The following is a 16338-nucleotide window of genomic DNA, read 5'->3' on the forward strand; positions in this document are numbered from 1 at the left end:
AGAACTGCACCGGCTGTGCCCGAGTCCCGAGGCTCAGAACTCCAGCTTGTAGCCCAGGCCGCGCACGGTGACGAGGTGCTTCGGGTTGCCCGGGTCCTCCTCGATCTTCGATCGCAGGCGCTTGACGTGGACGTCGAGGGTCTTGGTGTCACCGACGTAGTCGGCGCCCCACACCCGGTCGATCAGCTGGCCGCGGGTGAGCACGCGACCGGCGTTGCGCAGCAAGTACTCGAGGAGGTCGAACTCCTTGAGCGGCAACGTCACCGACGCTCCCCGCACCGACACGGTGTGCCGGTCGACGTCCATCGACACCGGACCGGCCTCGAGCATGCCGCCGTCGTCGAGCACCTCGTCGGCGGTGTCGATCCCGCGCCGCAGCACCGCGCGGATGCGCGCGATGAGCTCGCGCGCGGAGTACGGCTTCGTGACGTAGTCGTCGGCGCCGAGCTCGAGCCCGACGACCTTGTCGATCTCGCTGTCGCGGGCGGTCACCATGATGACCGGCACGCTCGACTTCGTCCGCAGCGCCTTGCACACCTCGGTGCCCGACGCGCCGGGCAACATCAGGTCGAGCAGGACGATGTCGGGTGCGACGCGGTCGAACTCGCTCAGCGCGCGGGTGCCGTCGTTGACGACGGTGGTCTCGAACCCCTCCTTGCGGAGGAGGAAGGCCAGCGGGTCGGCGAGGGATTCCTCGTCTTCGACGATCAGGACGTGCGTCACCGGTTGATTTCCTTCGTCTCGAGAACCCGGGGATCCGGGTTCGTCCGGGGCGTGTGGGTGGTGCGTGCGGGGGTGGATCGGTGCCCGCGCCCGGCGGGCGGGGCGCTCCGGCCGTCGGTGTCGGCGACGACGCGCGACTGCGGGATCGCCAGGGTGAACGTCGACCCGGTGCCCGGTCGACTCCACAGGGTGATGGCGCCGTCGTGGTTGGCGGCGACGTGCTTGACGATCGCCAACCCCAGCCCGGTGCCGCCGGTCGCCCGCGAACGCGCCTTGTCGACGCGGAAGAAGCGCTCGAACACCCGCTGCTGATCCCGTGGTGCGATGCCGATGCCGCGGTCGGTGACGGCGATCGCGACCATCGGTCGGTCGGTGGGCGCGGTGGTCGCATCCGGGACGGCCGGCACGACGGGCCGGTCGGTGATGACGCGGCGGCTCACCGAGACGCGGGTGTTCGGCGGCGAGTAGGCGATCGCGTTGGCGATGAGGTTGTTGAGCGCGGTCAGCAACAGTGTGCGGTCGCCGCGGACGAACAGGCCGCTCGCGGGATCGGAGTCGAGCGTGATGCCGGCGGCCTCGGCGCCGACCTGCGCGCGGTGCACGGCCTCGTCGATCAGTTCGTCGACGGAGACGTCGTCGATGTCGTGCAATTTCTCCGCGCCCTGCAGCCGGGACAACGCGATCAGCTCGTTGACCATGTTGCCCATGCGGACCGACTCGGTGATGACCCGCTCACCGAAGTGCCGGACGGCCTCCGGGTCGTCCTGCGACTCCAACAGCGCCTCGGTGAGCAGCCCGATCGCCCCGACCGGCGTCTTGAGCTCGTGGGAGACGTTCGCGACGAAGTCGCGGCGAGTGGCCTCGAGGCGCATGTTGTCGGAGTCGTCGGTGCCGTAGACGACGGCGTACCGCTCGGTTCCGTCGGTGACGAGTCGGATGAGGCAGCGCACCGCGACCGGGGGCACGATCGCGCGCGCGGTGGAGACGAAGCCGTTGACCGGCGGGGACGGCACCAACTCGACGTCGCAGTCCTCGCCGGAGGCCAGGACCCCCGACGCCGCGCGCCAGACCTCGTCGTCGAGGAGTCCGGACGCGACCAGCCCCAACGCCGACGCCCGCTTGTTGAACAGGACCACGTCACGGTGCTCGTCGACGACGGCGACACCGATGTCGGCGCTCTGCACGATCAGCGCGAGCAGGGCGGCCTTCGACATCCGACCGTCGACGGTCTCGGTGCCACGGACCAGCAGGACCTCCGGTCGGGCGGAGGAGGCATGCGCCGACGCGGGCCCGTCGACGTCATCGGGACGCGGGGCCGCGGGTCCGAGATTCGAGGCCGCCCGCAGGGCCGCGGCCCGTCGCGAGTCCGCCGAGGACCGACGCCGCCCGAGGGTCCACCCGACGATCGCGGCCGCCCCGATCAGCAGCACCGCGACCGGGACGACGACCGCGAGGGCGGTGCTCACGGGGTCCACGCGACGGCATCGGCGGAATGGGTGGGACGAGCGGACACCCCGACAGGATGGACGAGTCGGGTCATCCGTAACAAGCCGGGTGTGCCCAGTTGGGACGCTGTTCACCCGGATTTCGTCCGCCGCACCCTTGCGGCGCGGATACGGGCCTCAGGCGTCGACCACCATCGCCGCGTAGGCGGGGTTGTCCGCGATGAAACGCTGCACGAACGAACACACCGGCACAACTTTGCGGCCACTCTGCGCGACGTCGTCGAGGACGTGCCGGACCAGCTGGGCCCCGATCCCGTGGTGCGCATGGCGATCGAAGACCACGGTGTGGGTGATCACCACCTGGTCGTCACGGGGTTGATAGTCCAGGAAGCCGACCAGTTCATCGTCGAGGAACGCCTCGTATCTCTCCTGTGAGAGCGAATGAACCACGCGTGCAATAGCTGTGACATCGGCCATACACCAGGATAGCGCCGCTCCCCCGGTCGCGACAGGGAGTCGAGGGGGCTACTCGGCCGCTGCGGACGGGTTCGGCGCGGACCCCTGCGCGGCGACGGCCGCGGCCCCGGCGGCGGCGGCCTCGGGATCGAGGTACTCGCCCTTGCGGAGCGGCTTCAGGTTCTCGTCGAGGTCGTAGCGCAGCGGGTTGCCCGTGGGGATGTTCAGCCCGGCGATGTCGTCGTCGGATATCTCCTCGAGGTACTTGACCAACGCGCGCAGCGAGTTGCCGTGGGCGGCGATCAGCACGGTCTTGCCCGCCCGCAGGTCCGCGGCGATGACGTCGGTGAAGTACGGGATCATCCGCGCGACGACGTCCTTGAGGCACTCGGTCAGCGGGACCGCGTCGAGGTCGGCGTAGCGCGGGTCGCCGACCTGGCTGTACTCGGCGTCCTTCTCGATGGGGGGCGGCGGGGTGTCGTAGCTGCGACGCCACAGCATGAACTGCTCGTCGCCGAACTTCTCCTTGGTGGCCGCCTTGTCGAGGCCCTGCAGCGCGCCGTAGTGGCGTTCGTTGATGCGCCAGTCGCGGGTCACCGGGATCCAGTGGCGATCGGCGACGTCGAGCGCGATCTGCGCGGTCGCGATCGCGCGCCGCAGCAGCGAGGTGTACAGGACGTCGGGCAGAAGGTCGTGTTCGACGAGGAGCTCGCCGGCCCGCTTCGCCTCCGCCCGACCCTTGTCGGTCAACGCGACGTCCACCCAACCGGTGAACTGATTGGACTCGTTCCACTCGCTCTCGCCGTGGCGCATGAGGATCAACGTGCCGGTTGCCATGCGAGACAGTGTTTCACACGTCACGTACGTCCGAATTGCTTGCATTGCGCCATTACGTGCATCATGCAAGTAATGAGTACCATCCGGCTCCAGCCCACCACGTCACCGTCACCGAGCGTTCTCATCGCGGTGCTGTGCTTCGGCGGCCTGCTCGCCTCGTACATGCAGACGTTGGTGGTCCCGATCGTCGGGCTGCTGCCGAGCTATCTGCACACCTCGGCCGACAACGCGTCGTGGGTCATCACCGCCACGCTGCTGGCGGCCGCGGTCGTCATGCCGATCGCGGGACGCATCGCCGACATGTTCGGCAAGCGGTCGGTGATCCTGGCGAGCATCGGGCTGATGGTGATCGGGTCGGTCGTCAGCGCGACGTTCGACTCGCTCATCCCGGTCATCGTCGGCCGCGGCCTGCAGGGCATGGCGATGGGCGTCATCCCCGTCGGCATCAGCCTGCTGCGCGACGAGCTGCCGCCGAACCGGATCGCCGGCGCCATCGCGACGATGAGCGCGACCCTCGGCGTCGGTGGTGCGATCGGGCTGCCCATCGCGGCGTGGATCTCGCAGAACTTCAGCTGGCACGTCCTGTTCTGGACGTCGGCGGCGCTCGGTGCCGTCGTCTTCCTCCTGGTCCTGACGATGGTGCGGGAGTCGCCCGCCCGGTCGGGCGGGACGTTCGACGGCGTCGGCGCGGTCGGGCTCACCATCGGACTGGTCTGCCTGCTGCTGGCGCTGAGCAAGGGGCGGTCGTGGGGCTGGACCAGCGGGCTCACGCTCGGCCTGGTGGTGGCCGGGCTCGTCGTCCTGGCCGCCTGGGTGGTCTACGAGCTGCGCACCAGCTCGCCGATGGTCAACATCCGGACCTCGATCATCCCGCGGGTGGCGCTGACGAACATCGTCTCCGTCGTCATCGGTTTCGCCCTGATGGGCATCAGCCTCGCGGCTCCGCAGCTGCTGCAGCTCCCCCACATCCCCGGCGTCCTCGACTACGGCATGGGCCGCAGCATCATCGAGGCCGGCCTGTGGATGGCCCCCGGCGGACTGATGATGATGTTCCTGTCGCCGGTCTCGGCGCGCCTGAACGTCACCATCGGCCCGAAGTTCACGTTGCTCATCGGGACCGTCGTCATCGGCCTCGGGTACGCGCTCGCCATCGTGTTCGCCGCCGCCCCGTGGGAGGTCGCGATGGCGGTCATCGTCACCAGCTCCGGGGTCGGGATCGCCTACTCCGCGATGCCGTCGCTGATCATGTCCGCGGTGCCGCTGTCCGAGACGGCGTCGGCGAACGGACTGAACTCACTCATGCGGTCCGTCGGCACCGCGATCGCGTCGGCACTGCTCGCGACGATCCTGGCCAGTTCGACCATCAACATCGGCTCGGCGACGGTCCCCGACCGGTCGGCGTTCCAGATGGTGTTCATCGTCGGCGCGATCGCGACGCTCGTCGCCGCCGCGCTGATCCTGCTCATCCCGGGCGACGCCACGAAGAACCTTCCGGGACGTCAGCCGGTCGACCTGCCCGAGAACAAGGACCGCCCCGACGAGTCGGTGGCCGAGGAGATCCTCGAGGGCGAACTCCGCGTCGACGGGACCCCCGCCCGCGCACCCGTCGGCCGCCGCTGACGGAGGTGTTCCGCCCACTCGGCGGGGTGTTTCCGCCCACTCGGCGTGGTGTTTCCGCCCACTCGGCGGGGTCAGCCCGACACGCCGCCGAGCGGGCAGAAGATCACCGCCGAGCGGGCCAAAACTCACCGCCGAGCGGGCCAAAACTCACCGCCGAGCGGGCCAAAACTCACCGCCGAGCGGGCCGACACCCGCCCGTGCGGGTCACGACGAGGCGCGTAGGTCCTTGCGGAGGATCTTCCCGGCGGTCGACTTCGGCACCGCGTCGATGAACTCGACCTGACGGACCTTCTTGTACGGGGCCACCTTGTCGGCGACGAAGGCCATGACCTCGTCCGCGGTGATCTGCGAATCGCCCTGCCGTACGACGAACGCCTTCGGCACCTCCTCGCCCGACTCGGCGTCGGTCACACCGATCACCGCGGCATCGGCGATGTCGGGGTTGCTGAGGAGCAGCGCCTCCAGTTCGGCCGGCGGCACCTGGTAGCCCTTGTACTTGATGAGCTCCTTGAGCCGGTCGACGATGTAGACGCAGCCCGTCGGGTCGACCTGTGCGAGGTCGCCGGTGTGGAGGAACCCGTCGGCGTCGATGGTCTCCGCGGTCGCCGCGTCGTTGTTCAGGTAGCCCTTCATGACGTTGGGACCCTTGAACCACAGTTCGCCGGTCTCGCTGAGACCCTCGGTCGGCAGTTCGATCTCCTCACCGGTCGCGGGATCGACCAGCTTGCTGACCGCGTTCGGGACCGTCCAGCCCGACGAGCTCAGCTCGGCGTCGTGGCCGGCGATGGCCGAGCCGCCGTCGAAGGGGATGACGTGGCTGACCGGGCTCAGTTCGCTCATGCCGTAGCCCTGCACCATCCGGCAGCCGATGCGCTTCTCGACGGCGTGCCCGAGCTCGGCGTCGAGGGGTGCGGCACCGGACATCACCGTGTGCAGCGACGACAGGTCGTACTTCTCGACGAGCGGGTGCTTGGCCAGCGCGACGGCGACCGGCGGGGCGATGAACCCGTAGGTGCACTTCTGGGTGGCGATGTTGTCGAGGAACTCCGGCAGGTCGAACCGCGGCATGATGACGAGGCTCGCGCGGGCGTGCAGCGCGGCGTTCAGCAGCACGGTCATCCCGTAGATGTGGAAGAACGGCAGCACCGCGAGGATCTTGTCGTCCGCGGCCATCCCCTGCAGCGGCCGGATCTGACAGACGTTCGCCACCAGGTTGCGGTGGGTCAGCATGACACCCTTGGGATTCGCCGTGGTGCCCGAGCTGTACGGCAGCACCGCGATGTGCGTCGCCGGGTCGAACGAGACGTCGGGAGCCGGGGCGTTCGCGCCCAGGAGATCCGCGGCGTTCGGGTGTCCGGTCGCCGCCTCCCCCTCACCGTCGAGGACGATCACGTGGTCTGCGGCCAGCCCGAGCTGCTCGGCGGCGGCCTTCGCCCCCTCGGCGAGCACGCTCACGGTCACCAGCATGGTGGCCTTCGCGTCGGTGAGCTGCTTGGCGATGTCGTTCGGGGTGAACAGCGCGTTGATCGTGGTGGCCGTGGCGCCGGCCCGCAGGATGCCGTGGAACGCGATCGCGAACGCCGACGAGTTCGGCGACAGCAGCCCGACGACGTCGCCGACGGCGATGCCCCGGGCGGCGAGTGCCCCGGCGAAGGCGTCGATCCGGCCGATCAGCTCGCGATACGACGTCGTCGCGACCTCGGGCTTGGTGTCGACCAGTGCGGGCCGGTCGAGGTCGGCGTCGTCGATGCCACCGAAGAGGTAGTCGTAGACGCTGGACTCGGGAATCGTGACGTCAGGATGCGGACTGGCGAAGGTCATGGGGCAAACACTAACAACGCGCGCGTGCCGGACGGAGGCGTTCGCCCCGACCCTCAGCTGTCCGTTTCGTCCGGATCCGCGACACGTCCCGCCTCGGGCGGTCCGCCCTGCGCCAGCTCGGTCACCGACTGCTCCGGCGCGTCGTCGGCGGGCCCGATCGTCGGCAGGTTCTCCTTGTCGATGAGGTGCTCGAACGCCAGCAGGTTGCGCAGCGACTCCCCGCGCGACACCCGCCACGCCCACTCCCGCTGGATGGACGTGTAGAAGCCGATCTCGAGCAGGGTGTTGAAGTCACCGTCGGCGGCCTCGAGGACCTGCCCGAGCACACGGTCGAGCTCGCCGGGGCTCACCGACTCCGCCGACATCCGCCCGACGAGGTAGATGTCACCGATGTTGTCGATGGTGTACGCGACGCCGTAGAGCCGGCGGTTGCGCTTGAGCAGATAGCGGTAGACACCCTCGTGGTTCTCGTCGGGGCGACGACACACGAACGCCTCCACCCGCACACCGGGTTTGCCGACGGTGAGCAGGACGGTGGTCTTCAGCTTCCGCTCGCCGGGCAGCTCGATGACGATGTGCTCGGTGTCCGAGCCACCGGTCTGCTTCAGGGAGAACTCGATCTCCCGCTCGCGCAACGCCTTCTGGATCGCATCGGACTGTTCGACGATGCGTGGGGGACGTCGCGTGCCGTGCAGTTGCGGGTCGACCGACCGGGTCATCTCGTGCTCCTCCGTGTTGATCATCGAGGTGGTGGTCGTCGGGACCGGCGACGTGGGTCAGGCGCGGATCCCGGTGCGGCGGCGGGCCCACCGTCGGGCGCGCGCAGGCGCGGCCGGGGTGCTGCGTGCCGCGCGGTCCGCGTCGTCCCGGCGTTGGGCGGCGGCGTAGTCGTCGACGGCACGGTGGTAACTGTCGAGGAGGTGGTCCGCCGTCGACGCCCAGGAGAAGCGGCGGGCATGACGCGCTGCGGCATCTCCCATGCGCCCCAGCGCTTCCGGCGAGGCGAGGGTCGCGTCGACGGCAGCGGTCCACCGGTCGATCTCGTGGCCGTCGACCAGCGTGCCGCTGACGCCGTCGTCGACGGCGATGCCGAGACCTCCGACGTTCGCGGCGACGACGGGCACGCCCGACGCCTGCGCCTCGACGGCGACGAGACCGAAGCTCTCCGAATAGCTGGGGACGCCCACGAGATCCGAGGCGCGGTACACCCGCGCGAGGTCCCGCGGCGGTTGCGGCGGCAGGAAGGTGACGGACTCGGCCACGCCGAGCTCGCGGGCGAGGTCGATAAGGGCGGTGGGCCGGGCCAACCCGGATCCCGACGGTCCACCGACGACGAGCAGCCGCATGCGTCGCCGTCTGTCGCGGATGAGCGGCGCGACAGCGCGCAGCAACACGTCCGGTGCCTTGAGCGGCTGGATGCGGCCGACGAACGTCACGACGGTCTCGTCGTCGGCGAGATCGACGCCGAGCGAGCGCAGTTCGGCGCGGGCCCGCTGCCGCGACCCGGGCCGATAGACGTCGAGGTCGACCCCGGGGGTCGCGACGTCGACGCGGGCGGGGTCGGCGTGGTGGATCGAGATGAGTTGACGCGCCTCGGCGTCGGTGTTGGCGACGAGGCGGTCGGCCTCGTCGACGACCTGCTGTTCACCGATCTGCCGCAGCATCGGTTCCGGTTCGTCGCCGGCGGCGAGCGAGGCGTTCTTCACCGCGGCCAGGGTGTGCGCGGTGTGCACCAGCGGCACCCGCCAGCGGTCGCGGGCGAGCCAGCCGACCTGCCCCGACAACCAGTAGTGCGAGTGCACGAGGTCGTAGTGGCCCGGCGGGTGCAATGCCTCGGCCCGCAGCACCCCCGCGGCGAACGCGCACAGCTGCGTCGGGAGGTCGCGCTTGTCGAGCCCCTCGAACGGCCCGGCCACCACGTGGCGCACCGTGATGCCGTCGGCCGCGTCGACCACGGGCTCGTCCGCCGACGACGTCGCGCGGGTGAAGATCTCGACCTCGACGCCCCGGCGCGCCAGTTCGCGGGCGGTCTGCCAGACGTAGACGTTCATGCCACCGGCGTCACCTGTACCGGGCTGGGCGAGCGGTGAGGTGTGCACCGACAGGACGGCGACGCGACGCAGGGTCATCGCGCGCCTCCCGCGGCCGACGCGACCGACACCGCCCGCTCGACGAGCCGGTCCAGCGCGGCGGCGAACCGCGCGGGGTCCTCGACGAACGGCGCGTGCCCCGCACCCTCCCAGAGGTCGACGTCGACGTCGCCGGACAGCAGGCCCGCGGCGTGGTGGGCGGCACTCACGTCGACGACGGTGTCGTCGGTGCCGTGCAGGACGAGCACCGGCATCGCCAGCGTCGGGAGCATGTCGTCGTGGGAGGCGGTGCGGGCGAACAGTCCGGCGCGGGCGGCGGGACGGGTCGAGAGCGAGGCACCGAAGAAGTACTGCGAGATCGTTCCGAGGTCGGGGCGGTCGGCCGGGACGAGCGCCGCCCCGAACGACGACAGCGCGCGGATCGCGGTGCGCGGGTCCTCGGAGTAGGCGTCGGGCAGCGCCGCGCGCATCGCGGTCCCGACCCGACCACCGCGCTCGCCGCGCCCCAGCGACGTGATGGCCCCGACGAGACCGACACCCGCGATCGGCGGACCGTCGGTCACGCCCGCGGCGCGCGAGGCCAGGAGATCGCAGATCACCAGGCCGCCGTAACTCCACCCCACGGCGACGACCCCGTCGTCGCCCGCCTCGGCCGCGAGCACGGCCTCGACGTCACCGACGAGGAGGTCGGCGGAGAACCCGTCGCCGGGGTCGTCGGAGGTGACGGGCATCCCGGAGGCGCCGTGGCCGCGCAGGTCCACGGCGATCACCCGGTGCCGTGTCGCGAGGTCGGCCAGGAGATCGGCGCCCCAGCTGCCGCCGTTCTGCGCCCACCCGTGGATCAGCAGCAGCGTCGGGCGGTCGGCGGCGTCGCCCCACACGCGGTAGGCGACGGCGACACCGTCGGGGCCGGTCACCGACCGCACCGCGGCCGTCACCGGACCCCCTGCGGCTGTCGACGCCGCTCCGCCCGCGGTCGTGGGCTGCACGCTGGACATGTCTCCACAGTAGGCACCCGGCACGGGCGGTCACGGTCGGCCGCGACCGACATCACGCCGGGGAACAATACGGACCGCGGTCCGGTTACATCGGGTGTCCCGCCCACCGGGACGCGATCGGCAACGATCGTCACCGACGCGCGCCAGACCGCGCCGCGAGGAGGACCACCATGCCCGCAGTCACCGCAGACACGTTGACGCTCGACCGTGTCGAGGGCCCCGCCCCCACCGACACCGAGCGTCCGGTCCGTTCCGTCACCACCGGCCCCCGGGGCTACGAGGGCGAGGGCTTCCCCGTCGTCCGCGCCTTCGCGGGCGTCAGCAAGGCCGACCTCGACCCGTTCATCCACATGGACCAGATGGGCGAGGTCGACTACGAGCCCGGTGAGCCCAAGGGGACCAGCTGGCACCCGCACCGCGGCTTCGAGACCGTCACCTACATCATCGACGGCAAGTTCGCCCACCAGGACAGCCACGGCGGCGGCGGACTCATCGCCGACGGCGCCACGCAGTGGATGACCGCGGGCGCCGGCATCCTGCACATCGAGACCCCGCCGGCCGAACTGGTCGAGAGCGGCGGCGTCTTCCACGGCATCCAGCTCTGGGTCAACCTGCCGCGGTCGGAGAAGTTCTCCACGCCCGCGTACCAGTCGATCGAGGGCGAGCAGACCCGCCTGATCTCGTCGCCCGACGGCGGGTCGCTGGTCCGCATCATCGCCGGCTCCATCGGCACCCACCGCGGACCGGGGTCGACGCGGACGCCGATCACGCTGGCCCACGCCACCGTCGAGCCGGGTGCGCAGCTGAACGTGCCGTGGCAGCGGGACCACAACGCGCTCGTCTACGTCCTCTCCGGCGAGGGCACCGTCGGCCCGCTCGGTCACCCGATCGCGGGCGGACAGCTCGCGGTGCTGGGACCCGGGGACCGCATCACGGTCTCGGCGTCGGGCACCCAGGACTCGAACCGTCCCGCCATGGAGGTGCTGCTGCTCGGCGGCCGCCCGATCCGCGAACCGGTCGTCGCCTACGGGCCGTTCGTGATGACCACCAAGCAGGAGGTCGTCGACGCGATCGAGGACTTCAACGCAGGGCGGTTCGGCGTGATCCCCGCCGATGCGCTGATGCCGCACCGCTCGGTGCGGTGACCGTCGTCATCTGACGAGCCGTCGCAGGGCCGGGGTCACACCCGGGCCCTGTGACGTCCCACAGTCCCGCCGGGGTCCCGATCGGGCTCGCTCCAGACTTCCGAGTCATTTATGTCTCTTGGTAAACGATTTAAGATCGCTTTAACAATTCGCCCGTACGTTGCGGTCATGCACCGACCAGCCGCCCTGTCGCCGGCGTCCCTCCGCGATGTCCTCCGCTACGACGTGCCGTCGTCGCTCGTCGTCTTCCTTGTCGCACTTCCTCTTTCGCTCGGCATCGCCATCGCCTCCGACGCGCCCGTGATGGCCGGCCTCATCGCCGCCGTCGTCGGCGGCATCGTCGCGGGCGCCCTCGGCGGCGCTCCCCTGCAGGTGAGCGGTCCCGCCGCCGGCCTCACCGTCGTCGTCGCCGAACTCGTCGCCACGTTCGGCTGGAAGGTCACCACCTTCATCACCGTCGGCGCGGGTGTCCTGCAGATCCTGTTCGGGCTCAGCCGGATCGCGTCGGCCGCGCTGGCCATCGCGCCCGTGGTGGTGCACGCGATGCTCGCGGGCATCGGCGTCACCATCGCCCTGCAGCAGATCCACGTGCTGCTCGGCGGCACCACGCAGAGCTCGGCGTGGGAGAACGTCGCCGCACTCCCCGGATCGATCGCCGACGTCTCGTGGCCCGAACTGCTCGTCGGCGGCATCGTCGTGGTCGTCATGCTGGGGTGGCCGTCGCTGCCGGCATCGGTGCGCAAGGTGCCCGGCCCGCTGGTGGCCATCGTCGCCGCCACCGCGGTCTCCCTCGCCGCCGGACTCTCGGTCGACCGGATCTCGCTCGACGGCAATTTCTTCCAGGCGCTGGCCCTGCCCGAACTGCCATCCGGGAACTGGGGTGCGGTGGTCCTCGGCATCATCACCGTCGCCCTGATCGCGAGCGTCGAGTCACTCCTGTCGGCGGTCGCGGTGGACAAGATGCACACCGGTCCGCGGACCGACTTCAACCGCGAGATGCTCGGGCAGGGCACCGGCAACATCGTCTCCGGCATGGCGGGCGGACTGCCCATCACCGGCGTCATCGTCCGCAGCACCGCCAACGTCGCGTCCGGTGCGCGCACGCGCGCCTCGGCGATCCTGCACGGCGTGTGGGTGCTCGTGTTCGCGGTGATGCTCACCGCCGTCGTCGAACAGATCCCGATGGCCGCGCTGGCCGGCCTGCTCGTGGTCATCGGTGTGCAGCTGGTGAAGCTCGCCCACATGCGCACCGCCCTGCGCACCGGCGACCTCGTCGTCTACGTGATCACCATCCTCAGCGTCGTGTTCCTCAACCTGCTCGAGGGCGTCGGCATCGGCCTGGCACTCGCCGTGGGGATCGTGGTGTGGCGCGTGGTCCGCGCCTCGATCACGTCGCAGCCGTTCGGCACGCCCGGTTCCCGACAGTGGGAGGTCGCGATCCGCGGGTCGCTCAGCTTCCTGTCACTCCCCCGGTTGAACCGGGCACTGGCCGAGGTCCCGGCCGGCGCGCACGTCACCATCTCGATTGACGCCGACTTCCTCGACCACGCCGCGTCGGAGCTGATCGGCGACTGGACCTGGGCGCACGAGGCCGGCGGCGGCACCGTCGTCGTCGAGGAGACGGGGATGGCCCTGCTCGCCGACGCCTCCACCGCCCCGCCGCGTCGCCACCAGGTCCGACGCCGCGTCCTCGGCATGACGCCGTGGCGCTCGCGGGTGCTCACGCCGGACGGCCAGAGCCCGGCCTTGCGTCCCATCCGCACCGGCGTCGACCGCTATCACCGCGACGACGTCGACCACATGCGAGAGCTGATGGCGGGCCTCGTCGACCGTCAGGACCCCGACACGCTGTTCCTCACGTGCGCCGACTCGCGGCTCGTGCCGAACGTCATCACCTCGAGCGGTCCCGGCGACCTGTTCACCGTCCGCAACGTCGGCAACCTCGTGCCCACCGAGCCCCACACCGACCCGTCGGTCGAGGCGGCGCTGGAGTTCGCGGTCGAGCACCTCGGCGTCAGCTCGATCGTCGTGTGCGGCCACTCGTCGTGTGGAGCGATGACCGGGCTGCTCGCCGACGACGAGCCCGTCGGGGCGGTCGGCGCGTGGCTGCGCAACGCCCGGGGCAGCCTGGCGGCGTTCCGCAGCGGGCACCCCGCCGCCCGCAGCGCCGCCGACGCCGGGTTCGGCGAGATCGACCAGCTCGCGATCGTCAACGTCGCCGTCCAGATGCAGACACTGCAGCGACATCCGCTGGTGGGTCGGGCGATCGCCGACGGACGGGTGCTCGTCGCCGGGATGTTCTTCGACATCCCGACCGCACGCGTCATGGACGTCACCGCGACCGGCGTGACGGTCGCGGTGTAGCGGCACACCCGGTGGCCGACGCGACGAGGGGTGCGCCGGCAACCGGGTCCCGGGCGGGCAGGCCTTCTTGACAACGGTTACCATTTCCGACCGAGACGGCGAAGGAGTCCAGATGATGAGGCTGCGCGACAGGGCAGGACGTGTGCGGGCGGGTGTCGCGGCGGTGGCCGTGGCCACCGCGGTGGTGGTCACCGCGTCGGGATGCTCGGGCAACACCGGCCCCGCGGTACCCGGCACGTTGAACGTGATCGCGTCGACCGACGTGTGGGGTGCGGTCGCCAGTGCGGTCGCGGGCGACAAGGCCGGCGTGCGGTCGATCTACACCTCCCCCGACGGCGACCCCCACGAGTTCGAGCCGACCGCGCAGGACACCGCCACCATCAGCGGCGCCGACGTCATCGTCGAGAACGGCGCCGACTACGACGCCTACATGGACAAGGCGCAGAAGAACCCCGACACCCCCGTCATCAGTGCCTTCGACGCCTACAAGAAGGCGAACCCGAACGCCCCGACCGGCGAGGGACAGGTCAACGAGCACTTCTTCTACGACTTCGCGGTCGTGAAGGCCGTCGCGTCGGATCTCGCGAACGCCATGGCCGAAAAGGATCCGCCGAACCGCGACGCCTACCGGGCCAACGCAGAATCGTTCGGCCGGCAGATCGACGAGCTCGAGGGCAAGGCCGCGCAGATCAAGGCGGCCCACTCGGGCGTCAAGGTCGCGCAGACCGAACCACTGGCCGCGTACCTCCTCGCCGAGGCGGGTCTCGTCGACGCGACGCCGTCGGCGTTCACCGACGCCGTGGAGGCGGGCAACGATCCGCCCGCCGCGGCGATCGCGACCACCGAGGACCTCATCGGCAAGAAGGAGGTCGCCGCCCTGCTCTACAACGTGCAGGCGGTCGACGAGACCACCAAGCGGCTGCTGTCGGTCGCCGGGTCGAACGGCCTGCCGGTCGTGAAGATCTCCGAGACACTGCCCGAGGGCGTGTCGAGCTACGTCGCGTGGCAGACGACGAACGTCGACGCCATCGCCTCCGCGGTCGCGAAGTGAGCGCGGAACCGACTCCACCGCGGTCCCGGTGACCGCGCCCGCCGTCGAGATCCGCGGCGCACGACTGAGTTTCGGGCACCGTGTGCTGTGGAGCGACTTCGACCTGACGATCGCGCCCGGAGAGTTCATCGCCGTCCTCGGCCCGAACGGCTCGGGGAAGACGTCGCTGCTGCGCACCCTGCTCGGCCAATACCGCCTCGACGCGGGTGAGGTGCGCGTCGCCGGGTCCGTCGGCTACGTCCCGCAGCAGCGCCCCCACGACGAGGACGTCCCCCTGCGCGGTCGCGACCTCGTGGGGCTCGGCGTCGACGGCGCGCGATGGGGTGTCGGGTTCCGCCGCCGCGCGGCTCGTCGGTCAGCGGTGGACGCCGCGATCGACCAGGTCGACGCCCGCGCATTCGCCGACGCGCCACTGGGGTTGCTGTCAGGCGGTGAACAACAGCGCCTGCGGGTGGCGCAGGCACTCGCCTCCGACCCCGCGGTCCTGCTCTGCGACGAGCCGCTGCTGTCTCTCGACCCCAAGAACCAGGCCCGCGTCGCCCAGCTCATCGACCGCCGCCGTCGCGCCGCGTCGACCGCCGTGGTGTTCGTGACCCACGAGATCACGCCGATCCTGCCCTTCGTCGACCGCGTCGTGTACCTCGTCGACGGCCGGTTCCGGATCGGACGGACCGCCGACGTGATGACCTCCGAGACACTCACCGAGCTGTATCGCAGCCCCGTCGAGGTGCTCCGGGTCGCCGGTCGACTGGTCGTGGTGGGGGCCGACGACGCGTCCTGTCACGGGCAGGTCGACGCCGGCCAGGTGCCGGGCACCAACGAGGTCGTTCCGGAGACCGGCCGGTGAACGCCAGCGTCTTCGACCCGTCGCTCATCGGCTTCCTGCTGACCAAGGAGTTCGTCCAGCAGAGCCTGGCCGCACTGTTCTTCCTCGGCATCCTCGGTGGGGTCCTGGGTCCGATCGTCGTATCGCGGCAGATGGCGTTCGCCGTGCACGGCACCGCCGAACTGTCCTTCACCGGCGCTGCCGCCGCGTTGCTCGCCGGGTTCAGCGTCAACGTCGGCGGCATCCTCGGCTCGATCGTCGCCGCCGTCGTGTTCGGGCTGCTCGGCTACCGCGCCAAGGAGCGCGACTCCGTGATCGGGGTCGTCATGGCCTTCGGGCTCGGACTCGGGATCCTCTTCGTGTCGCTGTACGGCAAGGTCGGTACCGCGTTCGCGCTGTTGGCCGGTCAGGTTGTCGCCGTAGGGTCACAGGGCTTGATCGCCGTGGCCGTCACGACCGCCATCGTCCTCGCCGTAATGGCGATCATCTGGCGGCCACTGCTCTTCGCGAGCACCGACCCCGTCGTGGCCGAGTCGCTGGGACTGCCGACACGGACCCTGTCGGTGGTGTTCGCGGTCCTGCTCGGCGCGGCGGTCGCGCAGTGCGTGCAGATCATCGGGGCGCTGCTGGTGATGTCGCTCGTCATCACCCCCGCCGCCGCCGCGGTGCGTCTCACGGCGTCACCGGCGCGGGTCGTGGTGCTGTCGGTGGTCTTCGCCGAGATCTCCGCACTGGGCGGGTTCATCCTCTCGCTGTCCCCGAACGTGCCGTCGTCGGCGGTCATCACGTCGATCTCGTTCCTGATCTACGTCGTCTGCCGCGTCGTCGGCAGTCGACGGCGCCGCGCGTCGGGACGCGCGCTCGTCGAGGCCCCGGCCGCCACGACCGCCCCAGCGAGCTGACGCTCCACTTCCAGGGTTCGCGCTCCACCTACAGGGTTCCCGCTCCACGTGTTCGAGGAC

The 16338-nt window shown here is 70.6% G+C and carries 14 protein-coding genes; 6 read left to right on the forward strand and 8 right to left on the reverse strand.

The features are described 5' to 3' along the window. Positions 1-33: 33 nt before the first annotated feature. From ACXVUM_RS03920 to ACXVUM_RS03935, 4 genes are all read right to left on the reverse strand, one after another. Positions 34-723 carry a winged helix-turn-helix domain-containing protein gene (locus ACXVUM_RS03920; protein ID WP_458520557.1) on the reverse strand — a complete coding sequence of 230 codons (690 nt, stop codon included), beginning with the start codon at positions 721-723 and terminating at the stop codon, positions 34-36. Continuing rightward, the gene (locus ACXVUM_RS03925; protein WP_458520558.1) at positions 720-2189 is read right to left on the reverse strand and encodes a sensor histidine kinase; all 1470 of its coding nucleotides are present in this window, start codon (positions 2187-2189) and stop codon (positions 720-722) included. The genes ACXVUM_RS03920 and ACXVUM_RS03925 overlap by 4 nt, the downstream gene beginning before the upstream one ends. 156 nt (positions 2190-2345) lie before the next feature. Continuing rightward, the gene (locus ACXVUM_RS03930) at positions 2346-2645 is read right to left on the reverse strand and encodes a GNAT family N-acetyltransferase (RefSeq protein ID WP_458520559.1); all 300 of its coding nucleotides are present in this window, start codon (positions 2643-2645) and stop codon (positions 2346-2348) included. Between the two features lie 48 nt (positions 2646-2693). Then, positions 2694-3461 carry a phosphoglyceromutase gene (locus tag ACXVUM_RS03935; RefSeq protein ID WP_458520560.1) on the reverse strand — a complete coding sequence of 256 codons (768 nt, stop codon included), beginning with the start codon at positions 3459-3461 and terminating at the stop codon, positions 2694-2696. A gap of 72 nt (positions 3462-3533) precedes the next feature. Between ACXVUM_RS03935 and ACXVUM_RS03940 the strand changes: the two genes are divergently transcribed. Then, a complete protein-coding gene (locus tag ACXVUM_RS03940; RefSeq protein ID WP_458520561.1) occupies positions 3534-5081 on the forward strand; it encodes an MFS transporter in 1548 nt (515 codons plus the stop codon). Positions 5082-5285: 204 nt separating this feature from the next. On the opposite strand, the gene ACXVUM_RS03945 is transcribed toward ACXVUM_RS03940, so the two are convergent. Genes ACXVUM_RS03945 through ACXVUM_RS03960 form a run of 4 tightly spaced genes read right to left on the reverse strand, consistent with a single transcriptional unit; the run spans position 5286 to position 9873 of the window. Next, on the reverse strand, positions 5286-6902 hold the full coding sequence (locus ACXVUM_RS03945; RefSeq protein WP_458520562.1) for a 4-coumarate--CoA ligase family protein: 1617 nt from the start codon (positions 6900-6902) through the stop codon (positions 5286-5288). A 53-nt stretch (positions 6903-6955) separates the two neighbouring features. Beyond that, positions 6956-7621 (reverse strand): YbjN domain-containing protein, encoded by a 666-nt coding sequence (locus ACXVUM_RS03950; protein ID WP_458520563.1) that lies wholly within the window; start codon positions 7619-7621, stop codon positions 6956-6958. A gap of 57 nt (positions 7622-7678) precedes the next feature. Beyond that, positions 7679-9031, reverse strand: a complete 1353-nt coding sequence (gene mshA, locus ACXVUM_RS03955) for a D-inositol-3-phosphate glycosyltransferase (RefSeq protein WP_458520564.1) — start codon at positions 9029-9031, stop codon at positions 7679-7681. Continuing rightward, positions 9028-9873, reverse strand: a complete 846-nt coding sequence (locus tag ACXVUM_RS03960; RefSeq protein ID WP_372505054.1) for an alpha/beta fold hydrolase — start codon at positions 9871-9873, stop codon at positions 9028-9030. The genes mshA and ACXVUM_RS03960 overlap by 4 nt, the downstream gene beginning before the upstream one ends. 287 nt (positions 9874-10160) lie before the next feature. Between ACXVUM_RS03960 and ACXVUM_RS03965 the strand changes: the two genes are divergently transcribed. The 5 genes from ACXVUM_RS03965 to ACXVUM_RS03985 all read left to right on the forward strand — a co-directional run bounded on the left by ACXVUM_RS03965 (position 10161) and on the right by ACXVUM_RS03985 (position 16278). Beyond that, entirely contained in the window at positions 10161-11135 is a 975-nt protein-coding gene (locus ACXVUM_RS03965; RefSeq protein ID WP_253655383.1) for a pirin family protein, read from the forward strand. 168 nt (positions 11136-11303) lie between these two features. Next, complete coding sequence (locus ACXVUM_RS03970) at positions 11304-13499, forward strand: SulP family inorganic anion transporter (RefSeq protein WP_458520565.1); 2196 nt, start codon at positions 11304-11306, stop codon at positions 13497-13499. A gap of 112 nt (positions 13500-13611) precedes the next feature. Next, complete coding sequence (locus ACXVUM_RS03975) at positions 13612-14550, forward strand: metal ABC transporter solute-binding protein, Zn/Mn family (RefSeq protein WP_308214019.1); 939 nt, start codon at positions 13612-13614, stop codon at positions 14548-14550. 28 nt (positions 14551-14578) lie between these two features. Continuing rightward, entirely contained in the window at positions 14579-15397 is an 819-nt protein-coding gene (locus ACXVUM_RS03980) for a metal ABC transporter ATP-binding protein (RefSeq protein WP_253655382.1), read from the forward strand. After that, complete coding sequence (locus tag ACXVUM_RS03985; RefSeq protein WP_253655381.1) at positions 15394-16278, forward strand: metal ABC transporter permease; 885 nt, start codon at positions 15394-15396, stop codon at positions 16276-16278. The genes ACXVUM_RS03980 and ACXVUM_RS03985 overlap by 4 nt, the downstream gene beginning before the upstream one ends. Positions 16279-16338 lie beyond the last annotated feature (60 nt).

It is taken from the genome of Williamsia sp. SKLECPSW1, from assembly GCF_054332755.1.